This window comes from Streptomyces sp. RPA4-2 (genome assembly GCF_012273515.2).
Taxonomy (GTDB): Bacteria; Actinomycetota; Actinomycetes; order Streptomycetales; family Streptomycetaceae; genus Streptomyces; species Streptomyces kaempferi.
The window spans coordinates 5,825,634-5,847,807 of the sequence record NZ_CP050975.2 but is presented as its reverse complement, the minus strand read 5'-3'; the positions used below and the strand labels follow the sequence as shown (position 1 = coordinate 5,847,807).

Below are 22,174 nucleotides of genomic sequence, written 5' to 3'. Positions count from 1 at the left end.
AGTTGGCCACTGGTACGGAACCCCATCCGAACAGCGGCGGCGTACGGACCGGTACGCGCGCCGCTATCGCCGCCCCGCATCTGCGCACCGACCGCTGGTGGCTGGCGCCCGCCGCGACCGCGGCCGGGCTGCTGGCCTTCATCGTGTACTCGACCTGGCGGGCCTTCGCGGACACGGACTACTACGCGGCGCCGTACGTCTCGCCGTTCTACTCGCCGTGCCTGGCGGAGCGCTGCCGGTCCATGGACGCGGGGCCGAACGCGGACCTGTTCGGCAGCTGGTGGGGCATCTCCCCCGCGATCATCATCCTGGTCTTCCCGCTGGGCTTCCGGCTGACCTGCTACTACTACCGCAAGGCCTACTACCGGGGCTTCTGGGCGTCTCCCCCGGCCTGCGCGGTGGCGGAGCCGCACAAGAAGTACACCGGCGAGACCCGCTTCCCGCTGATCCTCCAGAACATCCACCGGTACTTCTTCTACGCCGCGATCCTCGTCGCCGGCACCCTCACGTACGACACCGTGCTCTCCTTCCGCGACGAGCACCACCACTGGGGACACATGGGCCTGGGCACCCTGGTCTTCCTGCTCAACATCACGCTGATCTGGGCGTACACCCTCTCCTGCCACTCCTGCCGGCACATCGTCGGCGGAAAGCTCAGACACTTCTCCAAGCATCCCGTGCGCTACCGGATGTGGCAGTGGGTCGGGAAGCTGAACGCCCGTCACATGCTGCTCGCCTGGGCGTCGTTGGTGAGCGTGGCACTCGCCGACTTCTACGTGTTCCTGGTCGCGTCCGGCGCCTTCGACGATCCGAGGTTCTTCTGATGTCCGTGGTCGACCGACAGGAGTGGGACGTCGTCGTGGTCGGCGCCGGCGGCGCGGGGCTGCGGGCCGCCATCGAGGCCCGCGAGCGCGGCGCCCGTACCGCCGTGATCTGCAAGTCGCTGTTCGGCAAGGCGCACACGGTGATGGCCGAGGGCGGCATCGCGGCCGCGATGGGCAACGTCAACTCCGGTGACAGCTGGCAGGTCCACTTCCGCGACACCATGAGGGGCGGGAAGTTCCTCAACCAGTGGCGGATGGCCGAGCTGCACGCCACGGAGGCCCCCGACCGGGTCTGGGAGCTGGAGACCTGGGGCGCCCTCTTCGACCGCACGGCCGACGGGCGGATTTCCCAGCGCAACTTCGGCGGACACGAGTACCCCCGGCTCGCCCATGTCGGCGACCGGACGGGACTCGAACTCATCCGCACGCTCCAGCAGAAGATCGTCTCCCTCCAGCAGGAGGACATGAAGGAGACGGGCGACTACGAGAGCCGCCTGAAGGTCTATCAGGAGTGCACCGTCACCCGGGTCCTGAAGGACGGCAACCACGTCTCCGGGGTCTTCTGCTACGAGCGCGAGTCCGGGCGCTTCTTCGTCCTGGAGGCGCCCTCCGTCGTCATCGCCACCGGCGGCATCGGCAAGTCCTTCAAGGTGACGTCCAACTCGTGGGAGTACACGGGCGACGGCCACGCGCTCGCGCTGCTGGCGGGCGCCCCGCTGCTCAACATGGAGTTCGTGCAGTTCCACCCGACGGGCATGGTCTGGCCGCCGTCGGTGAAGGGCATCCTGGTCACCGAGTCCGTCCGCGGCGACGGCGGTGTGCTGCGCAACTCCGACGGCAAGCGGTTCATGTTCGACTACATCCCGGACGTCTTCAAGGAGAAGTACGCGCAGTCCGAGGACGAGGGCGACCGCTGGTACGAGGACCCGGACCACAACCGGCGTCCCCCCGAACTGCTGCCCCGCGACGAGGTCGCGCGCGCCATCAACTCCGAGGTGAAGGCCGGCCGCGGATCGCCGCACGGCGGCGTCTTCCTCGACGTGTCGACGCGCATGCCCGCCGACGTCATCCGGCGCCGACTGCCGTCCATGTACCACCAGTTCAAGGAACTGGCGGACGTCGACATCACGGCCGAGGCGATGGAGGTCGGCCCCACCTGCCACTACGTCATGGGCGGCATCGCGGTCGACTCGGAGTCGGCGGCGGCCCGCGGCGTCCCCGGTCTGTTCGCGGCCGGCGAGGTCGCGGGCGGCATGCACGGCTCCAACCGGCTCGGCGGCAACTCCCTCTCCGACCTGCTGGTGTTCGGACGGCGGGCGGGACTGCACGCCGCCGAGTACGCCGCGGGCCGCGCCGGGGACCGCCCGGCCGTCGACGAGGTCCAGGTCGACACTGCCGCCGCGGAGGCGCTGCGGCCCTTCTCCGCGGAGGGCCCGGTGCCCGGCGAGGAGAACGGCCGGCCGCCGGAGAACCCGTACACCCTGCACCAGGAACTCCAGCAGGCCATGAACGATCTGGTCGGCATCATCCGGCGCGAGGCCGAGATGGAACAGGCCCTGGAGAAGCTCGCAGACCTGCGGGTACGGGCCCGCCGGGCGGGCGTCGAGGGGCACCGGCAGTTCAACCCCGGCTGGCATCTCGCCCTCGACCTGCGCAACATGCTGCTGGTCAGCGAGTGCGTGGCCCGCGCCGCCCTGGAGCGCACGGAGTCCCGCGGCGGTCACACCCGCGAGGACCATCCGGTGATGGAGCGGGTCTGGCGCCGGGTCAACCTGCTGTGCCGGCTGACGGACCCCACCGGCGGACTGGCGGCGACCGACCCGGTGCGCGGCCAGATCGACCTCACCCGCGAGAACACCGAGCCCATCCGCCCCGACCTGCTCGCCCTCTTCGAGAAGGAGGAGCTGGTCAAGTACCTCGCCGAAGAGGAGCTCTACGAGTGAGCAGCTACGAGGCCCGCTTCAAGGTGTGGCGCGGGGACATCAAGGGCGGCGGCCTGGAGGACTTCGCGGTCGACGTCAACGACGGTGAGGTGGTGCTCGACATCATCCACCGGCTCCAGGCGACCCAGGTCCCCGACCTGGCCGTCCGCTGGAACTGCAAGGCGGGCAAGTGCGGTTCGTGCTCGGCGGAGATCAACGGACGTCCGCGGCTGATGTGCATGACCCGGATGTCGGTGTTCACCCAGGAGGAGACGATCACCGTCACGCCGCTGCGCGCGTTCCCCGTCGTCCGGGATCTCGTCACGGACGTCGGCTTCAACTACGCGAAGGCGCGGGAGGTGCCCGCCTTCGTGCCACCCGCCGGGCTGGGACCGGGCGAGTACCGGATGCGGCAGGAGGACGTGGACCGTTCGCAGGAGTTCCGCAAGTGCATCGAGTGCTTCCTGTGCCAGGACACCTGCCATGTCGTGCGGGACCACGAGGAGAACAAACCGGCGTTCGCGGGGCCGCGCTTCCTGATGCGGGTGGCGGAGCTCGACATGCACCCGCTGGACGCCGCGGCCGACACCGGCCTGGACCGCAAGCGCACGGCCCAGGACGAACACGGTCTCGGCTACTGCAACATCACCAAGTGCTGCACGGAGGTCTGCCCCGAGGGCATCAGGATCACGGACAACGCTCTGATCCCCCTGAAGGAACGGGCGGTCGACCGCAAGTACGACCCGCTGGTGTGGCTGGGCTCGAAGATCAGGAGGCGGGAGGCGTAGCGGGGCGGCCCGGACGGCGGGCCGCCATCTGGAGCGCCGAGCCCACCAGGAACACGGCGGTGCCGGAGAGCACGTAGGGCGCCATCCTGATGTCGGGCCCGCGGAACGGACCGAGGAACGCGAACACGCCGAAGCCGAGGGCGCTCACCAGTGCTCCGTACCCCCACAGCCTCGGCCTCAGGACCCGGTCGCGGCCGAGCGGCGGCAACCAGCCCGTCGTGATCGCCGCGATTCCGGCTGCCACCAGGCCGCCCAGGGCGAGCACGACGCCCACCGTCACCCACGACATGTCCATCGGTTCCGTCCCCCTGGCGTGCGCACCCGGCACGCCCTCCGATCATGGCACGCGAGGTCCCGGCCCTCCAGACACTTGACCGTCTCCTGACGGGACGCCCTGTCCGGGTTCCGCCGTGGGGTCATCGGACCCATCCCCGCTCGTACTCCGCCCAGTCCTTCTCCCGGGCGGCGAAGTCCACGTAGGCGGCGACGCCGAAGTTCTCGCGGGTGCGGTCGGTTCGGGAGAGACCGAGGCGGGCGCCGCGGACGGCCGCCGCGACCGTCTCCGCGGACCCGTGGTGGTCCATGTTGTCCTCGTAGTAGAAGGGCAGCCCCATCAGCAGGTCGGTCGTCTTCGGCGTGACTTCCAGGGCGAGCGAGGTCTGCTGGGCGACGTAGCCGCCGTACAGGCTCTCCAGCGGCAGCGCCGTGTCGTACGACATCACGGCGATCTGGTCGACCCGGCGGGCGACCTGGCCGAAGAACGCCTGGGACCACCATTTGGGGTGTCCCGTGACGGCGCCTGCGACGGAGTGCAGCGACGGCAACGGGTCGATCTGGTGCGCGGCGACGGAGAGCAGGGCGCCGTGCGCGCGGGTGACACGGCGCAGGTCCCCGAGGAGGGAGAGATAGTCCGCGTCACCGGAGTGCAGCGGTTCCAGGTCGAAGTGGGCGCCGTCGAATCCGGCGTCGAGGACCTGCCCGGCGGAGCGGACCACGGCGGTCCTGGTCGCGGCGCGTTCCAGCCGCAGTCCGACCGGGCCCTCGGTCGCGAGTTCGTCGCCCAGCCAGGCCTGGACGCGGACGCCGGGTATCTCCCGGTGGATCGCCCCGATGAGCCGGCGCGCCCTCGGATACGCGGACGCGGGCAGCGTCCCGTCGTGCTCCAGGGGGCCCGCGTGCACGTACAGGTCCCGGACGCCCGTCGTGCGCAGCCGGGCCGCCAGCGCCCTGACGTCCGCGTCCTTCTTGCGGCCGTCGACCCAGGCGTGGCCCATCCAGAGGGCGTCACGGTGTCTCGTGTACGTGCCGGCGGCCGGGTCCCCGGCGTAGTTGACGCGCAGGGCGATGCCCGCGGCGAGCGGCGGGAGCAGCAGGACGAGGACGAGCGCCGACGCGATGCGCCTGGGCCATCGCAGAGCGGGCCGCCGCCAGACACCGGCCAGACGCTGGAGTACGGCCGGGAGCGGGGTCGGGGACGGGAGCGGGGTCGGGGTCCGTTCGCGGGTCCGGTCCTCCGGTCGACGTGTCCGGCGCTCCCGTTCGTATGTCCGGCTCAGGCGGTGCCGGTGCCGGGATCTGTCCCGGCGCCGGTTCCGGTATCTGTCTCGGCGCCGGTTCCGGTATCTGTGCTGCCGGTCCGTCCTCGGTGCCCGGTTCCCCGTTCCGCCCCGTCCCCGGTTCCGTCCGCTCCGTACCCATCCCCCGTGCCCCCTCCGTACGCCCCTGTATCCCCCGTACCTTAGGTGCGCCCGGCTCGGCGCACCCCGGTCGCGCCCGCGGGCCGACGGTCATACGCTCCCAAATGTGACGTCGCCCCTGAGCCGGACCCGGTCGCGCCGAGCCACGTCCTCCATAGCCGTGCGGGTGGCGCATACCGTGCTCGGGGGGCTGGTGGCGCTGGGGTGGCTGCTGCTGCCCGTCGCCCGGCCGGGTCCCGGGGACTCCGCGGAGTGGCGGGGGAAGGGCCGGTGACCGAGGAGGTGTCGGCGGCGCCGGGGCAGGGGGTACGTCCGCCGACGATCTGGTGCTTCCCGTCGCCGCGGTGGTCGTCGCGGGCTCGCTGGCCGCGTACGCCTCCGTCCGGCGAATACGCCGCGCGCGGACCCGTACGACCCCCGGCAAGGCCGTCCCGGGTACCGTGCCGCTCGCCGAACTCGACCGGCTCGCCCGGCGGTCGCTCGTCGGGACCGACGACTGCGTGCGCACCAGTGCCGAGGAACTCGAGTCCGTGGCGGCCCTGTTCGGCCGGGAGGCGGTCGGAGCCTACGCGGAGGCGGTGGCGTTCGCGCGCTCCGAGCTGATGGTGGCCTTCCGGCTGCGGCAGCGGCTGGACGACACCGCGCCGGACGACGAGGAGGACCAGCGGGAGACGCTGGAGGAGATCCGCGCGCGCTGTGCGGAGGCGGGGCGGCGGCTGGACGCGGAGGCGCCGGGATTCGACCTGCTGCGCGCCCTGGAACGGTCCGCGCCCGCCGCGCTGGAGTCGGCGGAGGCCCGCTTCCGGGGACTCGCCCGCCGCGCGCCCGCCGCGCAGGCGACGCTCGCGGGGCTCCACGGGCGGTACGCCGCGTCCGCGTACCTGCCCGTCGCCGGACACGTCGAACAGGCCAAGGACAGGCTCGTGTTCGCCACGACCCACCTCAACCGGGCCCGGCAGTCCCTCGACCGGAGCGAGGTCGCGCGAGCCGCGGCATATCTGCGGGCCGCCGAGGGCGCCATCGGCCAGGCGGACGTCCTGCTGACCGGTGTCGACCGACTGGCCGCCGAACTCGACGCCGCGGCCCTCCGGTTGCCCGCCGCGCTGGCCGGCGCCGACACCTACCTCGAGCGGGCCCGCGCGGTTCCGGCCGGCGCGGTCGGCGGTGCGCTGTCCGGTCGCGTCGCGCACACCGGCTCGGTCGTCGCGGACGTACGCCGGGAAGCGGCGAGCGGCCCGTACGACCCCTTCGACGCCCTGCGCCGGGTGGTCCGGGCCGCCGCGGCGCTGGCCGGCACCCCGGCTCTCGGCCGGGACGAGGAACGCGACCTGACCCTGCTCGACGAGGCGTGTCCGGTGGCCCGCGGCGCCGTCATGGCGGCGGACGACTTCGTCACGACGCACCGGGCGGTGGTGGGCTCCGAGGCCCGGACCCGGCTGGCGGAGGCGGAACGCCGTCTCGCGCTCTCGTCCCTCACCTTCGCCGACGTCCAGCGGGCCGACGCGCTCGCCGGGGAGGCCCGGCGGCTCGCGGAGCGCGACGTACGGACGTACGGCAATCCGTACGGCGGACCCGGGGGCGGCGACGGAGTCCGCGGCGCCGTGCTCGGCGGGATCCTGCGCGGGGGCTCGGAGCCGGACGGGAACACGGACCCCGGCGGTAGCTCGGACCCTGGCGGAAGCTCGGACCCGGGCGGCGACATCCCCGGTGACGTCGATTCCAGTGACTTCGCTGCCGCCGGCGTCGCTACCGTCGGCGACGCGGCCGGTGGCGACGCCGCCCTCGGTGTCGCGAGCTTCGGTGGCCCGCGTACGCGCTACCGCCGGGCGGTGTCCGCCCCCGCACCGGTCAGAACAGGCTCAGCAACGCCTCCGCCGGGTCCGTGAGCGTCGTTCCGGCGTCCGGGAGGGGCAGTTCGAACCAGACCGTCTTGCCCCGTGGCGTGCGCCGTGAGCCCCACGCGGCGGAGAGCAGGCCGACGAGCTGCAGACCCCGGCCGCCCTCGTCCGTGTCCCGGGCGCGGCGGCGGCGCGGCTGTACGAGGCCCGCGTCCCAGACCTCGCACACGAGTGTCCGGTCGAGCAGCAGCCGCAGCCGGATCTCGCCCTCGCCGTACCGCAGGGCGTTCGTCACCAGCTCGCTGACCAGCAACTCGGCGGTGTCGACGAGCGGCTCCAGGTCCCAGGCGGTGAGCTGGGTACGGGCGTACTCGCGGGCCCGGCCCACGCTGCGCGGCTCACGCGGCAGGGTCCAGTCGCCGACCGAATCGGCGGGCAGTCCCTGGACGCGCGCCATCAGCAGCGCGATGTCGTCCTCACCGTGGTGGGTGTCCAGGGTGTTGAGGACGTGGTCGCAGACGTCCTCCAAGGGCTGGGAGGGGTCCGTCAGCGCTCCGACGAAGGCCTGCAGGCCCTCGTCGAGGGGATGGTCGCGCGATTCGACCAGTCCATCCGTGTAGAGCGCGAGAAGGGCACCTTCGGGTAGTTCGACCTCGACCTCCTCGAAGGGCTCGCCACCCACGCCCAGCGGCATGCCCGGCGGCACGTCGAGCATCAGCGCACTCTCGCCCGGCTCCACCAGGACGGGCGGCAGATGGCCCGCGTTGGCGAAGGTGATCCTGCGGGTCACGGAGTCGTAGACCGCGTACACGCAGGTCGCGAGATACACCTCGGAGAGGTCCGCGTCGCGGGGCTGGCGGGCCGCGCGGGTCGCCTGCTGGACACCGCCGGGGGTGCCCAGGCCGCGGGCGATCTCGTCCAACGCCGACAGCACTTCGGCTGGTTCGAGGTCGAGGAGGGCCAAGGTCCGTACCGCCGTGCGGAGTTCACCCATCGCGACGGCGGCGCGCAGCCCGCGGCCCATGACGTCGCCGACCACCAGCGCCGTGCGGTGACCGGGGAGTTCGATGACGTCGAACCAGTCGCCGCCGACCTCGGTGGCCGCGTTGCCGGGCAGATAGCGGCAGGCGATGTCGAGTCCGGAGGCCTCCGGGTCGCCCGGCGGCAGCAGGGAGCGCTGCAGGATCAGGGCGCGTTCGTGCTCGCGGCGGTACAGGCGGGCGTTGTCGATACAGACCGCGGCGCGTGCCGCGAGCTCCACCGCGAGGGAGCGGTCGCGGTCGCCGAACGGCTCGCTGCCCTTCGTGCGGGAGAACTGCGCGAGTCCCACGACGGTGTCGTGCGCGACCATCGGCACGGCGAGCGTGGACTGGATGAGCCCGCCCTCCTCGGCGGGGACGTGCTGGGGGCGGGCGGCGCGCAGGGCGTCCGCGCAGGGCGAGTTGAACGGGAAGTGGTGGACGGCGCCGACGGCGACCGGGGCGGGCCCGCCGACGAACGGCGCGTCGGAGACGGCGCTGGCGAAGGCGACCCGGCGCAGCTCCGCGCTGCCGTCGGCGAACCCGGGCGGGGTCTCGTCGCCGGCCAGCAGGCCCTGGTAGAGGTCGACGGTCGCGAGGTCGCAGAATCCGGGCACCACGACGTCCAGCAGCTCGCGGGCGGTGGTCTCCAGGTCGAGGGAGTTGCCGATGCGGGCGCCCGCCTCGTTCAGAAGGGCGAGGTTGCGGCGCGCGGCGGCCGCTTCACGCGCCGCGGCACGGCGGCTGGTGATGTCGGTTCCGAGCCAGGCGATACCGATGGGGCGGCCGCTGCCGCTATGGACGCGGTAGAGGTTGACCGACCAGTGACGACGTTCCTCGGAGCCGGGCACGAATCCGGCGACGTGCATGTCCGTGATGGAGTCGCCGGTCTCCAGGACCCGCCGCAGGGTCGCGGCGACGCGCTCGGCCTCGGAGCGCGGCAGATAGTCGTGGACCGTGCGGCCCCGGTGGGCGTCGACATCGCCACCGAAGACCGAGGCGAAACGCTGGTTGGCGCGGCGGACGCGGAGATCCGTGTCGATCAGGAGGAAACCGAACGGAGATTGACCGAAAATCGCCTGCGAGGCGGCGAGGTCCGTCTCGATCCGGCGCAGGGTCCGGACGTCCACGACGATGCAGACGGCGGCCCGCTCGCCGTCCTCCGTCGTGGTGGGCATCACATAGACCTCGGCGAGGCCCTCGGCGCCCTCGTCACCGCTCTCGGAGGGCGGCATCCGGAAGGGGACCACGCCGGTCCACTCACGGCCGTCCAGGATCTCCGCCATCTTGCGCTGCCCGAACTCGCGCCGGTCGGCGGCGACGAACGCCTCGATGGGGTCCATGCCCACGGCGCGCTCCGCGGATATGCCGAGGAGCTGCTCGGCGCGCAGACTCCACTGGTCGACGAGTCCGTCGGCGCCGATGGAGAACGAGGCGACCTTGATGTAGTCGTACATGGAACCGGGTGGACTGCTCTGCCACACCACGTCGCCGACCGCCTCGGCCGCGGGTTCGACGGGTGCCTCGACGGGCACCTCGACGGACGTCCCTGACGTCGCCCGGACCGGTGTCCCGGCCGGGGAGTCGCCCGTGGCTCCGCCGGCGGTGCCGTCTGTCGCACCGTTCGTCGCGTCGTCCGCCACGCCGTCGCTCGGGCCGCCGTCGCCCGCGTCGCCCGGCGCCGCGGCCATGGCGGAATCGCCCGTGGCCTCAGCCCTCGCGCCGTCCGACGGGTCCTCGGACTCCGTGGCCTTCGCTGGTATCTCGCTCACGCGAACCGTCCCCTCCAGCTCACCGCGCCCGGCACCGGTCACCGGGGGCGGCTGCCCGCAGTATCCAGCACTACGGCGCCGCACAACACGGTGTTCACGATCACAGCACGGTCCCGATGGTTTTTGGACCGGCCGCGACATACTCCCAGTCTTCTAACCAGGTGGCGCCCCATCGAATCAAAGACCCCGGACAACACGTGTGGCCCGAAACGATCGACCACCGCGTCCCCCGTCCGACGGACCCTCAGACGGACGACCGACAGGCGCTCGGACGGACGGCGCACAGGCTCTCGGCCGGATGCCCGACAGGCTCTCCGACGGCCCCTCGGTCGGGCACGTTCGGCTCGGCACGTTCGGTACGTTCGGCAGGGCGCGTTCGGCTCGGCACGTTCGGCCGGGCGCGGGTCAGCGGGGCACGTTCACCCGGGGACCGCGAGCTCGAACCAGACCGTCTTACCGGTGTCCCCCGGGCGGGTGCCCCAGCGACGGGAGGAACCGGCCACCAGTTGCAGACCCCGCCCGCTCTCGTCGTCGGCGCCCGCGGCCCGCTCACGGGGCGGGTCGGGCAGCGGGTCGGACACCTCCACCAGAAGGGCGTCCGGCACACCCGCGGGTCTGACGAGGCGAACACCGATGGGGCCGGTGGCATACCGCAGGGAGTTGGTCACCAGCTCGCTGACCAGGAGCGCGGTCACGTCACCGAGGACGTCCAGCTCCCACGTGCGCAGCTGGCCGCGAACGACCGCGCGGGCCGTGCGGACGGCACCCGGCTCCGCGGGAAAGGTCCACTCGGCGCAGTCGCCTACGGTGTCGATCACGCCGATCACTTCCCAGGACAGGAACCCACGCATGTCCGGTTTCGTGGGGTTAATGGGCACATACCCGATATCCACGGCGGCTTACCGTGCGGGCAGGAGCACTGTGGCACAAACGGCGTACGGAACCCCAACCGATCAAGGCGGCTCGCACGCCCTGCCTCCCCACGCCCCCTCACTCACGCCATACAGCGGCGGACGCGGGGTACCGGCGGCGAGGGTCTACGGCCGGCGCTCGCCGCGGTGACCGTCGGCGGATGCGGAGGCGGAGGCGGTTTCGGCTTCGGTGGCGGTGCCGGTGCCGGTTTCGGCTTCGGTGCCGGTGCCGGTGCCGGTGCCGGTGGCCCAGTGGGGCAGCGTGGCCCGCACCGCGGGGACGTCCTGGTCCAGCCAGTCCACGTCCCAGATCTCGTCCGGGGTCAGCCAGCGCAGTTCGTCGTGATCCTCCAGGGGCTCGGGGTCGTCCGAGCCGGGAAGCAGCCGCGCGGTCCACACGCGGAGCACGTACGGCGCCCGAAGGGGCCACTCCCCCGGGACGCGCTCCACGGCCTCGGTCACGACACCGAGTTCCTCGCGCAGTTCGCGTACGAGCGCGGCCTCGGGAGCCTCGCCCGCTTCGACTTTGCCGCCGGGCAGTTCCCAGCGTCCCGCCAGCTCGGGCGGCGCGCTGCGGCGCGCGGCGAGGAGGCGTCCGTCGCTCAGCAGGGCACCGCCCACGACCACGATCGTTTCGTCCATGCGCCGGAGCCTACGACAGGGCACACCGGCCCCGGGCGGTGTGGTTCACCGCCGGGACGGGCCGTCACCTGCTCCCGTTCTGCCCGATCCGCTCGACCCAGTAGAGCTGCTTGTGCCCGCGGTCATCGAGGCTGTCCGCGATCTTCTGGGCCTCGGCCCGGGTCGCGTACCTGCCGACGCGATAGCGGTTGCCGTTGTCGTCCTGCCGTATGACGAGCCAGGGAAGAGTGATCGTGCTGTCGTTCATCGAGCCCCTCCACTTCCCGCCCCCGGCCGGCGCCGTAACCCGCACTCGAACGAAACCGCACTCCGCATATGCCCGAGCCTACGCCTAACCTTCACGCAGCGAATACGGCTTTTCACAAAGAGGTACGCAACCGGCCAGTACAGAGGGGGCGCGTGCCTGCGCGTGCGCCGTCGACCGCCCTCCGTGCGCCCGTCAGGCAGCGCGAACGCCGCCCCCGGCACGGCATTTGAGAAAGGCCAGATTCCAACCGGCGGCGCACGAGGGCCACTTGGCGACGGACGTGACCACGCAGTGGGCGGGGGCGGCGCAGGCCGCGGCTGCGGCTGCGGCTGCGGCTGCGGCTGCGGCTGCGGCTACTTCACCGGCAGGTGGTACGCGACGCGATAACGGTCCGCCGGCACGACGATGTCGGCCGTCTCGACCGGACGCCCCGAGGCGAAGTACGTGCGCTGGATGACGACGACCACGTGGCCGGGAACTCCGCCCAGCGCGAGGAGTTCCTCGGCGAGACCCGGGCGGGCGCCCACTTCCTCCGTGACGTTGTCCACGATCACGTCGATGGCGGCCATCCGCTCCACGACACCCATGCCGCCGAGCGGGCCCTCCTCGGGAAGCATCACCGGCGTACGGCCCGTGACGGCGAGGGGCTCCCAGGACGTGGAGAGCATCATGACCTCGCCCGCGTCCCGGAACACGTACTTCGTGCACATCACGCGGTCGCCGGGCCGGACCGAGAGCCGCTCCGCGATCGCCCCGCTCGCCTCGGCCTGCTCGCTGCGCGACTCCCAGGTGCCGCGCACGGTCAGGTCGGCCTGCTCCTGCCGGAACGGGGTGGCGCCGCTGTCCGGCCGGTACCCGGACCGGGAGACCCGGCGCGGCACCGGCCGCTCCCGCACGTACGTCCCCGAACCCGAGCGCCCCTCGACCAGGCCCTCCGCCATCAGCACCTTGCGCGCCTCCAGCGCGACCGTGTCCGAGACCCCGTACTCCTCGCGGATCCTGGCCTGTGACGGGAGGCGGGTGTGTGGTGGCAGTGAACCGTCGACGATCTTCTTGCGGAGATCACCCGCGACGCGCAGGTACGCCGGCTGCTCACCGAAAGTCACTGGCCGCTCCCATCAGATTGTACAGACAGCAACAGCCTGGCAACCGTGGGTTGTGCCATGCAAGCGAAGGCCAGAGAATCACTCGATGTGATTACTTGTGACTGCCGAGGGCTTTGCCCAGGCACTTTCTCCCCGCTGTAGCCCGTGTCACACCTCGGCGCCGCTGCCGCCCGGCTCGTCGCCCTGTCCGCCCCCGTTCGTACCGTCCGAGGGCGGAGTGGTGGCCAGACCCAGAACCTTGCGTGCCGTGACCGTCCTACTCGGTTCGATGAGCTTCAGGCCCTTCTCGTAGTGGGCGTAGAAGGTGTCCGCGTCGGGGGCGGCGGCCGCCTTCGTCCACTCCTTGCGCGACGCCTCGATGTCCTCGACGAGGGCCGCGACGGGCTTCCCGGCGGCGGGCGACCAGCCATGGCCGCGCAGCAGGCGCGCCTGCTCGTCGAGCGCGCCGGAGACCCTGACCGCCCAGGCCTTGTGACCCGGCAGGTCGTCCTCGACGTACGCCTTGTCCGGTGCCGTGTCCATCGCCTGGTTGAGCACGTCCGCGGCCCGCAGATACGCCGTCTGATCGGCGTTCAGCGTCAGGGCGTCCCTGCGCAGCGATCCCGTCAGCCCGCTCTTGCCGTCCGTGTTCCCGAACATGCAGGTGACCGCGCGGTCGCCACCGCTCCAGCTCTCCCGGGTGGGCGTGAAGTAGTACACGTCGACGTCGTCCGGGACGGCCCAGGCGTCCATCGCGTACGAAGCCCGGAGCGCGTAGCACCTGGTGTCGGCGGCGTCGACGACCCCGCTGTCGCCGGGGTAGTTCCCGCCGCTCATCCTGAAGTCCGCGAACACCTCGGCGTCGTGCCGTCCGGCGCACGGCACCTTGTCGACGTCGTACGCCGTTCCTTCCAGGGAGCCGCCCGGCGCGTCGAAGCAGTCGCCCTTCCTGAGCGAGAAGGCGCTGCCCGTCGAGGTGCCCGCGCCTTCCTTGAAGCCGTCCCAGAACTCGCGCGGGCCGCCGGTGGCGAGGGCGAGCACGAACACCGCGATGCCGAGCGTGGACATCACCATGCCGGTCACCGCCATCGCCGTGCCCCGCTCGCCCCGCTTCCTGATCTGCACGAGGGCGACGATCCCGAGCACGAGTCCGACGGCCGGAAGGAAGCAGAGGATGCCGAGCACGAGGGCGGAGATCGCGAGCCCGTTGAAGGGCGCGGGGCGGTTGTACGGGGAGTAGCCCTGGCCCCAGGTCTGGTACGGGCCCTGCGGGTAAGGAGGCGGGTACGGCCCCTGGCCCGGCGGTGGATACGGGCCCTCGGGCTGATGGGGGCCGGGCGGCGGGGGTATGGCCACGAGTTGCGTTGCTCCTTGTCCGGACGAGGTCGTGCGCTGCCGACGCGGGGGAAGTCGTGCAGAGCCGACGCGGGAAACGGCGTGAAAAACCGCTGACAGTGAAAAACTGAGCCGCCGCAGCACTGGCGTCCGAGGAACAGATGACTGACGTACGGCTGGGCGCATCGTAAGCGGGGCGGGGGCGATGGCGGAATGCCGATCACGAACACGACGATCCGGGCGTCCCCGGAAGCGGTGCGAGAGCCCTGCCGCGACCGGCCGTCGTGCACGCATAACCTGCGCTCATGACAGCTTTGCCGGATTGCTTCTGCCCGGCGGACGGTACGCGCGTCCCCGGCGGCTCGCTCGACTGGTGCTGCCCGGTCTGCCGCGGCCCGCTCGACCTGGACTTCGCGCCCACCCCCGCGTCGCTCAAGTCCCTGACCGGGCGCGTGAACTCGCTGTGGCGGTACGCGGAGTGCCTGCCGCTGTCCGCGCCCACGGTCAGTCTGGGCGAGGGCCGCACTCCCCTGGTGACCCTGCGCGAGGGCGCCGTCTCGGCCAAGCTGGACTTCCTGATGCCGACGCTGTCGTTCAAGGACCGCGGCGCCGTCCTGCTCGCCGAACTGGCACTGCGGCTGGGGCCCCGGCGGGTGCTCGCGGACAGCAGCGGCAACGCGGGGACGGCGATCGCGGCCTACTGCGCGCGGGCCGCGCTGCCCTGCACGGTGTACGTCCCCGAAGGAACGTCGCCGAAGAAGCTGGAGCAGATCGGGGCGCACGGCGCACAGGTGCGTCTCGTGGACGGGGACCGGGAGACGACGGCGCAGGCGGCGCGCGATGCGGCGGACGAGCCCGGCACCTTCTACGCCTCGCACGTCTTCAACCCGTACTTCCTGCACGGCACGAAGACATACGTGCACGAGCTCTGGGAGGACCTCGGCGGACGCCTCCCCGACGTCCTCGTCGTCCCGGTCGGCAACGGGACGCTGCTCCTCGGCGCCGCCCTCGCCGTCGCCGAGCTGCACGGGGCGGGTCTCATCGACCGGCGGCCCGCGCTGTACGCGGTCCAGGCCGCCGCCGTGGCACCGCTGGCGCGCGCCTGGGAGGAGGGCGCGGACGACCTCCTGGACGCCACCCCGACGGCCCCCACCTTCGCCGAGGGCATCGCCGTACCCCGGCCGCCGCGGGCCCGCCAGATCCTGCGCGCGGTCCGTGACTCCGGTGGCGCCTTCCTGACGGTGACGGAGGACCAGATCCGGCACGCCCAGCGGGACCTGGCGTCGCAGGGCCTCTACGTCGAGTCGACGGGCGTGGCGTGCTGGGCGGCCGTACGGGAGGGCGTCCTCGGGACACGGACGGCGGTGGTACCGCTGTGCGGGGCGGGGGCGAAGACGGGGCTGGCCGGGGGTAGGGCCACCTCCGGCGTTGGCGCTCCCGTAGCTCCGGCCTCCCCGAGCGCGCAGCACCGAACCAGGCACCCACCCGCGCCTGCCGGAAACCGACATGCGGTCAAGCCCATGCCGCGTCCACCACCCAGAACGCGGCCGCCTGACCTGTCTGTTTGTCAGCAACACATAGCGACGCCACGGAAGCCGGCGGAACGTCGAGTGCAGAGCTGCTCGCTGCGGAAGCGGCGTTCCGCAGGGGTCTCTCCCAGCACCGTCCCTGCACGGGCCGTCAGTAGTGGTACCGAGCCGCGAGGATGACAATCTCCTTGTCGGTCACCAGGTAGACGAGGCGGTGCTCGTCGTCGATCCGCCGCGACCACGCCCCCGGCAGGTGGTACTTCAGAGGTTCGGGCTTGCCGATCCCTGAGAAGGGGTCACGCCTGACGTCCTCGATGAGCTTGTTGATCCGGGCGAGCATCTTGCGGTCGTTCTTGAGCCAGGACGTGTAGTCCTCCCAGCCCTGATCCTCGAAGACGAGCCTCACGCGGTACCCGCACCTGCGTCCGCCGAATCCGGATCGATCAGCTCGCGCTCCGACACGTTGATGTGGCCCAGCGCATTCTCGTACGCCTTGAGCAGCCGACGGGCGTTCGCCGGAGAGCGCAGCAGATACGAGCCCTCGCGCAGCGCCGCGTAGTCCTCGGCCGAGACGAGCACGGCGTTGCCGTGCTTCGAGACGATCTCGATGGCCTCGTGGTTCTCGTTGACCTTCTTGATCAGCGGGAAGAGCTCCTTGCGGGCTTCGCTCGCAGTTATCGACACGACCTGACACCTTCCACCCAGTGGTACCTAATAACGTACCACTGCTGGTGCCACACGTACTGGATGAACGAGCCACGGGACGTCGCCGCGGCACTAGCCGTTTCAGCCCACACAGGCGGGGTTCGGGACTTGACCTTGCAGATCAGCGCGCCACTCGCCTGCATGTCGTTCTTCTGCGAGCCCATACTCTGTCGGGGCCCGACTCTCAGGAGTCGGACCCCTTCGACCAGCGGATTTGCTGGACCAGTGGCACTGCGGTAACGCGGTGGCTAAACGTTGAAGCGGAACTCCACCACGTCGCCGTCCTGCATCACATAGTCCTTGCCCTCCATGCGGGCCTTGCCCTTCGCGCGGGCCTCGGCGACCGAGCCGGTCTCGACGAGGTCGGCGAAGGAGATCACCTCGGCCTTGATGAAGCCCTTCTGGAAGTCGGTGTGGATGACTCCGGCGGCCTCGGGGGCGGTGGCACCCTTCTTGATGGTCCAGGCGCGGGATTCCTTGGGGCCGGCCGTCAGGTAGGTCTGCAGGCCGAGGGTGTCGAAGCCGACGCGGGCCAGGGTGGCGAGGCCGGGCTCCTCGGCGCCGACCGACTCCAGAAGCTCCATCGCGTCCTCCTCGTCGAGCTCGGCGAGGTCCTGCTCCAGCTTGGCGTTGAGGAAGATCGCCTCGGCGGGGGCGACCAGGGCGCGCTGCTCGGTCTTGAAGTCCTCGTCGACGAGCTCGTCCTCGTCGACGTTGAAGACGTAGAGGAACGGCTTGGTGGTCAGCAGGTGCAGGTCGTGCAGCAGTTCCTCGTTGCCGGAGCCCTGGACGATGCCCTGGGAGAAGAGGGTGTCGCCCTTCTCCAGGATCTCCTTCGCCGACTCGACCGCCGCGACCTTGGGAGCGATGTCCTTCTTGATGCGCGACTCCTTCTGGAGGCGCGGCAGGACCTTCTCGATCGTCTGGAGGTCCGCGAGGATCAGCTCGGTGTTGATCGTCTCGATGTCGTCCTTGGGCGAGACCTTGCCGTCGACGTGCACGACGTTCTCGTCCTTGAAGGCACGGATGACCTGGCAGATGGCGTCCGACTCACGGATGTTCGCGAGGAACTTGTTGCCCAGGCCCTCACCCTCGGAGGCGCCCTTCACGATGCCCGCGATGTCGACGAAGTCCACCGTGGCCGGGAGGACGCGCTGCGAGGCGAAGATCTCGGCCAGTTTGCTCAGCCGGGCGTCGGGGACGCCGACCACACCGACGTTGGGCTCGATCGTGGCGAACGGGTAGTTGGCCGCGAGCACGTCGTTCTTGGTCAGGGCGTTGAACAGGGTCGACTTGCCGACATTGGGCAGACCGACGATTCCGATCGTGAGCGACACGTTGCGACTTCCCGTACGTGAGGATGGGCGAAGGGCCCTTGGACTGCTCGGGCCGATCCACCAGTCTACGGCGTGCGCGCTCCCGTACCGGCGACCTGTCGAACGCATGGCCAAGGTCCGCTCATCGGCGTGTCTGAGGAGCTGTTCCGCACATAAACCGACCTAAGTTGGTCCAGTGGAGCAACACAGGACGCGCCCCCCTCAGTACCGGCAGCGACGCGACGCGCCTCTTCCCGCCCAGGCCGGGCGGAGCGCGTCCGTCGGCCCACAGAAGGGCGCGCCACCCGCACGGCGGCCCGCGCCGCTGCCCGCACAAAGCGGACGGCGGCTGCCGAACCCCCGGCTGACCGGACTCGGCAGCGGACTGTTCTGCGGTGCGGCAATGTTCGTCCTCGCCTGTCTCGACGAGTTGCTGTTCGGGGCGTCGCCGGTTCTGTACGGCGTGCTGTTCCTGCCCGTGTGCGCGCTGACCGCGCTCTGGGTACGGCGCGGGGACCTGGTCAGCGCGCCCGTGGTCGTGCCGATCGCGTTCGCGTTCGGGCTGCTGCCCCTGGCCGGCGGGGGCGGCGGCCTCAGCGGCCGTCTGATGGGGCTCGTCACCGCCCTGGCCACGCAAGCGGGCTGGCTGTACGGGGGGACGCTGGTCGCCGGGGTCATCTCGACCGTGCGGAAGGCACGGCAGATGACCCGCCGGGCCGCGTGGCGGCGGAGTCAGGCCGCCGCGTCCCGCAGGGGCGCCGCACCCGCCACCACCCCCGCGTCGAGGTCGGCCGGACAGCTGGGCTAGGACGGCGGGACGCGGGGCGGGCGGGCCGGTCCGAAGACCCGCGCCCCCGCGTTTCCGCGTCCCGGAGGCCGGGCCTACGACGCCGTCTTCGCCGCTCTCATCGCCGCGCCCACGATCCCCGCGTTGTTCTGCAGCTGGGCCGGGACGATCTCCGCCTTGATGCCCTCGATCAGCGGCAGGAACCTGTCCGCCTTGCGGCTGACGCCACCGCCGATGATGAACAGCTCGGGGGAGAAGAGCATCTCCACGTGGGCGAGGTACTTCGTGACCCGGCGCGCCCAGTGCTCCCAGGTCAGCTCGTTGTCCTCCTTGGCCTTCGTGGAGGCGCGCTTCTCCGCGTCGTGGCCGCCGAGCTCCAGGTGGCCCAGCTCCGTGTTCGGGACCAACTCACCGTCGACGAAGAGCGCGCTGCCGATGCCCGTGCCGAAGGTGAGCAGAAGGACCGTGCCCCGGCGGTCGCGGCCGGCACCGAACTGCATCTCGGCGACGCCCGCAGCGTCCGCGTCGTTCAGTACCGTCACCGGGAGGCCGCCGAGCCGGTCGCCCAGCAGGGCGCGCGCGTCCGTGTCGATCCAGGCCTTGTCGACATTCGCGGCCGTGCGAATGGTCGCGCCGTCGGCGACCACTCCGGGGAAGGTGATGCCGACGGGCCCTGTCCAGCCGAAGTGCCCGACGACCTCCTTCACACCGTCCGCCACCGCGTCGGGCGTCGCCGGATGAGGAGTGAGCACTTTGTGGCGCTCCTCCGTCAAATCGCCGCGGTCCAGGTCCACAGGGGCGCCCTTGATCCCGGATCCGCCGATGTCCACACCGAAGATCTGCATGGCCCTACGTTACGTCGTACGACTGACAGTCACTTCTCGGAAGTACCGGGAATAGCGGACGCCGCGGAGGAACCGGACACCGCGTTCGTCCGCTGGTCAACCAGCGCCGCCGCCTCGGCGCGCAGGTCGCGGCGCAGCTCCTTGGGCAGCGAGAAGGTGATGGACTCCTCGGCCGCCTTGACGATCTCCACGTCCTCGAAGCCACGGGCGGATAGCCACTCCAGGACCTGCTCGACCAGGACCTCGGGGACGGAGGCGCCGGAGGTGACGCCGACGGTCGTCACTCCGTCCAGCCAGCCCTCGTCGATCTCGTCGGCGAAGTCCACGAGGTACGCGTCGCGTGCGCCCGCGAGTTTGGCCACCTCGACGAGGCGTACGGAGTTGGAGGAGTTCTTCGAGCCGACCACGATGACGAGGTCCGCCTCCTCGCCCATCTGCTTCACGGCGAGCTGGCGGTTCTGCGTGGCGTAGCAGATGTCGTCGCTGGGCGGGGAGATGAGCTGCGGGAACTTCTCCTTCAGGGCGTCGACCGTCTCCATCGTCTCGTCGACGGACAGCGTGGTCTGGGAGAGCCAGACGACCCTGGACGGGTCGCGGACCTCGACCTTGGCGACGTCACCGGGGCCGTCCACGAGCGTGATGTGGTCGGGCGCCTCGCCGGAGGTGCCGATGACCTCCTCGTGGCCCTCGTGCCCGATCAGCAGGATGTCGAAGTCCTCGTTCGCGAAGCGGACCGCTTCCTTGTGGACCTTGGTGACCAGCGGGCAGGTCGCGTCGATGGTGGCGAGCTTGCCGGCCGCGGCCTCGTCGTGGACGGCCGGGGCGACGCCGTGCGCCGAGAACATGACGATGGCCCCCTCGGGGACCTCCGCCGTCCGCTCGACGAAGATCGCGCCCTTCTTCTCCAGGGTCCGCACGACGTACTTGTTGTGGACGATCTCGTGGCGGACATAGATCGGGGCCCCGTACTGCTCGAGGGCCTTCTCGACGGCGATCACGGCGCGGTCCACACCCGCGCAGTAGCCACGGGGGGCGGCGAGCAGGACACGGCGGCCAGGCGAAGCAGTCATGCACCCCATCGTAAGGCCGCGCCCGGCAGGTCGAAGATCGCCTCCTCGGCGGGACCGGTGGAGGAACGGGGAGCAGGGCGCGCCGCCCGGCGGGCCGGCCTCCCGGTGCGCGCGGCCGGGTTGTCCGACCCTGCCACTACGCTCGGGCGCATGGCTCTGAACACGTCCGCGGACGCTCCCCTGCCGGTCGGCGAGGTGTCGCGGCTCATCGGGGGATGGATCGACCGGCTCGGCGCGGTGTGGGTCGAGGGTCAGATCACCCAGTTGTCGCGACGCCCCGGCGCGGGTGTCGTCTTCCTGACGCTGCGCGATCCGTCGTACGACATCTCGGTGAGTGTCACCTGCTACCGACAGGTGTTCGACGCCGTGTCGGACGTGGTGACCGAGGGCGCCCGCGTCGTCGTACTCGCGAAGCCCGAGTGGTACGCGCCGCGCGGGCAGTTGTCGTTGCGCGCCACCGAGATCAAGCCGGTGGGGGTCGGTGAACTGCTGGCCCGCCTGGAGCAGTTGAAGAAGTCCCTGGCGGCCGAGGGTCTGTTCGCGGCCGAGCGGAAGAAGGCGCTGCCTTTCCTGCCGCAGCTGATCGGCCTGGTGTGCGGGCGGGCCTCGGCGGCCGAGCGGGACGTGCTGGAGAACGCACGGCACCGCTGGCCCGCCGTCCGCTTCGAGGTGCGCAACGTCCCCGTACAGGGGGTGCACGCGGTACCGCAGGTCGTGCAGGCCGTGAAGGAGCTCGACGCGCTCGACGGCGTGGACGTGATCGTCGTGGCGCGGGGCGGCGGCAGTGTGGAGGATCTGCTGCCCTTCTCGGACGAGCAGCTGGTCCGGGCGGTCGCGGCCTGCCGTACGCCGGTCGTCTCGGCGATCGGGCACGAGCCGGACACGCCGCTGCTGGACCTCGTCGCCGACCTGCGCGCGTCCACGCCGACGGACGCGGCCAAGAAGGTCGTACCGGACGTCGGCGAGGAGTACGAGCGGGTACGGCTCCTGCGTGACCGCGCGCGGCGCAGCGTCCGGTCCTTCGTCGAGCGCGAGGAGCGCGGGCTGGCGCACACACTGGCCCGGCCCTCGATAGAGGATCCGCACCGGATGGTCGACGAGCGGGCGGAGCAGGTCACGTCGCTCCTGGACCGCGGCCGGCGCACGCTCGGGCACCTCCTGGACCGGGCGGACTCGGAGCTGACGCACACCCACGCGCGCGTGGTGGCCCTCTCCCCCGCCGCGACCCTCCGCCGGGGGTACGCGGTGCTGCAGCAGGCCGACGGGCAGGTGGTCCGGGACCCGGACGAGGTGACGGCGGGCGAGGCGCTGCGGGCACGGGTCGCCGAGGGTGAATTCTCCGTACGAGTGGATGCATAGGGTGGGCGTATGACCGGCAAGGTGGACGAGGCGCTCGGGTACGAGCAGGCGCGGGACGAGCTGATCGAGGTCGTGCGCCGCCTGGAGGCGGGCGGTACGACCCTGGAGGAGTCCCTCGCCCTCTGGGAGCGCGGCGAGGAACTGGCGAAGGTGTGCCGCCGCTGGCTCGAGGGCGCGCGGGCGCGGTTGGACGCGGCCCTGGCGGAGGAGGAGTCGCAGGACGGGGACGCGGGCGCCGAGTGACGCCGGACCGCCACGCGGAACGCCCGCGAGGGTCGGACGGCCCCGCCGCGCCCGGCCCCGCCGCGCCGGACGCCGCGAATGACGCGGAGCTCTGGCGCATGACGCGGGGCCCGCAGGCATAACGTCGCACGCACGACGTTCCACGCACGACGCCGCACGCACGACGTCACACACCTGGGAGTGATGCCGGGGCCCCGGTGTCCGGGCGTCGCCGGGCCGTAGTCACCGCGTCGGCCGGCC

The 22,174-nt window shown here is 71.5% G+C and carries 21 protein-coding genes and 1 pseudogene; 9 read left to right on the top strand and 13 right to left on the bottom strand.

The genetic code is table 11. From position 1 onward, the window contains the following. The first annotated feature begins 2 nt into the window (after window positions 1-2). From HEP85_RS25710 to HEP85_RS25700, 3 genes are read left to right on the top strand one after another with little or no spacing between them, the layout of a single operon-like run. Window positions 3-824 carry a hypothetical protein gene (locus tag HEP85_RS25710; protein WP_168530043.1) on the top strand — a complete coding sequence of 274 codons (822 nt, stop codon included), beginning with the start codon at window positions 3-5 and terminating at the stop codon, window positions 822-824. Next, window positions 824-2,767 carry a fumarate reductase/succinate dehydrogenase flavoprotein subunit gene (locus HEP85_RS25705; protein WP_168530042.1) on the top strand — a complete coding sequence of 648 codons (1,944 nt, stop codon included), beginning with the start codon at window positions 824-826 and terminating at the stop codon, window positions 2,765-2,767. The genes HEP85_RS25710 and HEP85_RS25705 overlap by 1 nt, the downstream gene beginning before the upstream one ends. Next, a complete protein-coding gene (locus HEP85_RS25700; RefSeq protein WP_168530041.1) occupies window positions 2,764-3,534 on the top strand; it encodes a succinate dehydrogenase/fumarate reductase iron-sulfur subunit in 771 nt (256 codons plus the stop codon). Before HEP85_RS25705 ends, HEP85_RS25700 begins: the two co-directional genes overlap by 4 nt. Here the strand turns inward: HEP85_RS25700 and HEP85_RS25695 are convergent. Both HEP85_RS25695 and HEP85_RS25690 read right to left on the bottom strand, forming a co-directional pair. After that, the gene (locus tag HEP85_RS25695; RefSeq protein WP_168530040.1) at window positions 3,515-3,823 is read right to left on the bottom strand and encodes a hypothetical protein; all 309 of its coding nucleotides are present in this window, start codon (window positions 3,821-3,823) and stop codon (window positions 3,515-3,517) included. The two genes, HEP85_RS25700 and HEP85_RS25695, sit on opposite strands and share 20 nt — an antisense overlap. Window positions 3,824-3,950: 127 nt before the next feature. Further along, on the bottom strand, window positions 3,951-5,090 hold the full coding sequence (locus HEP85_RS25690; protein WP_369658135.1) for a hypothetical protein: 1,140 nt from the start codon (window positions 5,088-5,090) through the stop codon (window positions 3,951-3,953). Window positions 5,091-5,337: 247 nt separating this feature from the next. Here HEP85_RS25690 and HEP85_RS25685 point away from each other — a divergent pair, with 247 nt between their 5' ends. Both HEP85_RS25685 and HEP85_RS25680 read left to right on the top strand, forming a co-directional pair. After that, entirely contained in the window at window positions 5,338-5,505 is a 168-nt protein-coding gene (locus HEP85_RS25685) for a hypothetical protein (protein WP_369657835.1), read from the top strand. Between the two features lie 52 nt (window positions 5,506-5,557). After that, window positions 5,558-7,117: a TPM domain-containing protein gene (locus tag HEP85_RS25680; protein ID WP_369657834.1), complete on the top strand. Its 1,560-nt coding sequence runs from the start codon at window positions 5,558-5,560 to the stop codon at window positions 7,115-7,117. On the opposite strand, the gene HEP85_RS25675 is transcribed toward HEP85_RS25680, so the two are convergent. The 6 genes from HEP85_RS25675 to HEP85_RS25650 form a co-directional block, all read right to left on the bottom strand. Next, window positions 7,080-9,860, bottom strand: a complete 2,781-nt coding sequence (locus HEP85_RS25675; RefSeq protein ID WP_168530039.1) for a SpoIIE family protein phosphatase — start codon at window positions 9,858-9,860, stop codon at window positions 7,080-7,082. The genes HEP85_RS25680 and HEP85_RS25675 overlap by 38 nt on opposite strands. A gap of 419 nt (window positions 9,861-10,279) precedes the next feature. Further along, entirely contained in the window at window positions 10,280-10,711 is a 432-nt protein-coding gene (locus HEP85_RS25670; RefSeq protein ID WP_168530038.1) for an ATP-binding protein, read from the bottom strand. Window positions 10,712-10,897: 186 nt separating this feature from the next. Next, a complete protein-coding gene (locus tag HEP85_RS25665) occupies window positions 10,898-11,413 on the bottom strand; it encodes a (deoxy)nucleoside triphosphate pyrophosphohydrolase (protein ID WP_168530037.1) in 516 nt (171 codons plus the stop codon). A 64-nt stretch (window positions 11,414-11,477) separates the two neighbouring features. Further along, complete coding sequence (locus tag HEP85_RS25660; protein WP_168530036.1) at window positions 11,478-11,660, bottom strand: SPOR domain-containing protein; 183 nt, start codon at window positions 11,658-11,660, stop codon at window positions 11,478-11,480. A 353-nt stretch (window positions 11,661-12,013) separates the two neighbouring features. Next, window positions 12,014-12,766: a GntR family transcriptional regulator gene (locus tag HEP85_RS25655; protein ID WP_168530035.1), complete on the bottom strand. Its 753-nt coding sequence runs from the start codon at window positions 12,764-12,766 to the stop codon at window positions 12,014-12,016. A 147-nt stretch (window positions 12,767-12,913) separates the two neighbouring features. Then, window positions 12,914-14,101: a DUF4190 domain-containing protein gene (locus tag HEP85_RS25650; protein ID WP_248002075.1), complete on the bottom strand. Its 1,188-nt coding sequence runs from the start codon at window positions 14,099-14,101 to the stop codon at window positions 12,914-12,916. A 284-nt stretch (window positions 14,102-14,385) separates the two neighbouring features. Between HEP85_RS25650 and HEP85_RS25645 the strand changes: the two are divergent. Continuing rightward, window positions 14,386-15,486 (top strand): annotated as a pseudogene (locus tag HEP85_RS25645) (pyridoxal-phosphate dependent enzyme); the annotation flags it as partial. A gap of 274 nt (window positions 15,487-15,760) precedes the next feature. Here HEP85_RS25645 and HEP85_RS25640 read toward each other — a convergent pair. The 3 genes from HEP85_RS25640 to ychF all read right to left on the bottom strand — a co-directional run bounded on the left by HEP85_RS25640 (window position 15,761) and on the right by ychF (window position 17,651). Next, window positions 15,761-16,015, bottom strand: a complete 255-nt coding sequence (locus tag HEP85_RS25640; protein WP_168530032.1) for a Txe/YoeB family addiction module toxin — start codon at window positions 16,013-16,015, stop codon at window positions 15,761-15,763. After that, window positions 16,012-16,293, bottom strand: coding sequence for a type II toxin-antitoxin system Phd/YefM family antitoxin (locus tag HEP85_RS25635; RefSeq protein ID WP_168530031.1), 282 nt, complete (start codon window positions 16,291-16,293; stop codon window positions 16,012-16,014). The genes HEP85_RS25640 and HEP85_RS25635 overlap by 4 nt, the downstream gene beginning before the upstream one ends. Window positions 16,294-16,562: 269 nt before the next feature. After that, window positions 16,563-17,651, bottom strand: a complete 1,089-nt coding sequence (ychF, locus tag HEP85_RS25630) for a redox-regulated ATPase YchF (RefSeq protein ID WP_168530030.1) — start codon at window positions 17,649-17,651, stop codon at window positions 16,563-16,565. Window positions 17,652-17,826: 175 nt separating this feature from the next. Between ychF and HEP85_RS25625 the strand changes: the two genes are divergently transcribed. Continuing rightward, window positions 17,827-18,438 carry a DUF6542 domain-containing protein gene (locus HEP85_RS25625; RefSeq protein WP_211118061.1) on the top strand — a complete coding sequence of 204 codons (612 nt, stop codon included), beginning with the start codon at window positions 17,827-17,829 and terminating at the stop codon, window positions 18,436-18,438. Between the two features lie 74 nt (window positions 18,439-18,512). On the opposite strand, the gene ppgK is transcribed toward HEP85_RS25625, so the two are convergent. Next, the gene (gene ppgK, locus HEP85_RS25620; RefSeq protein WP_168530029.1) at window positions 18,513-19,262 is read right to left on the bottom strand and encodes a polyphosphate--glucose phosphotransferase; all 750 of its coding nucleotides are present in this window, start codon (window positions 19,260-19,262) and stop codon (window positions 18,513-18,515) included. Window positions 19,263-19,291: 29 nt separating this feature from the next. Continuing rightward, entirely contained in the window at window positions 19,292-20,341 is a 1,050-nt protein-coding gene (locus tag HEP85_RS25615) for a 4-hydroxy-3-methylbut-2-enyl diphosphate reductase (protein WP_168530028.1), read from the bottom strand. A gap of 141 nt (window positions 20,342-20,482) precedes the next feature. Between HEP85_RS25615 and xseA the strand changes: the two genes are divergently transcribed. Together xseA and HEP85_RS25605 are read left to right on the top strand one after the other, a co-directional pair. Next, entirely contained in the window at window positions 20,483-21,691 is a 1,209-nt protein-coding gene (gene xseA / locus HEP85_RS25610; protein ID WP_329290145.1) for an exodeoxyribonuclease VII large subunit, read from the top strand. Window positions 21,692-21,700: 9 nt separating this feature from the next. Further along, entirely contained in the window at window positions 21,701-21,934 is a 234-nt protein-coding gene (locus HEP85_RS25605) for an exodeoxyribonuclease VII small subunit (RefSeq protein ID WP_168530026.1), read from the top strand. The last annotated feature ends 240 nt before the right edge of the window (window positions 21,935-22,174 follow it).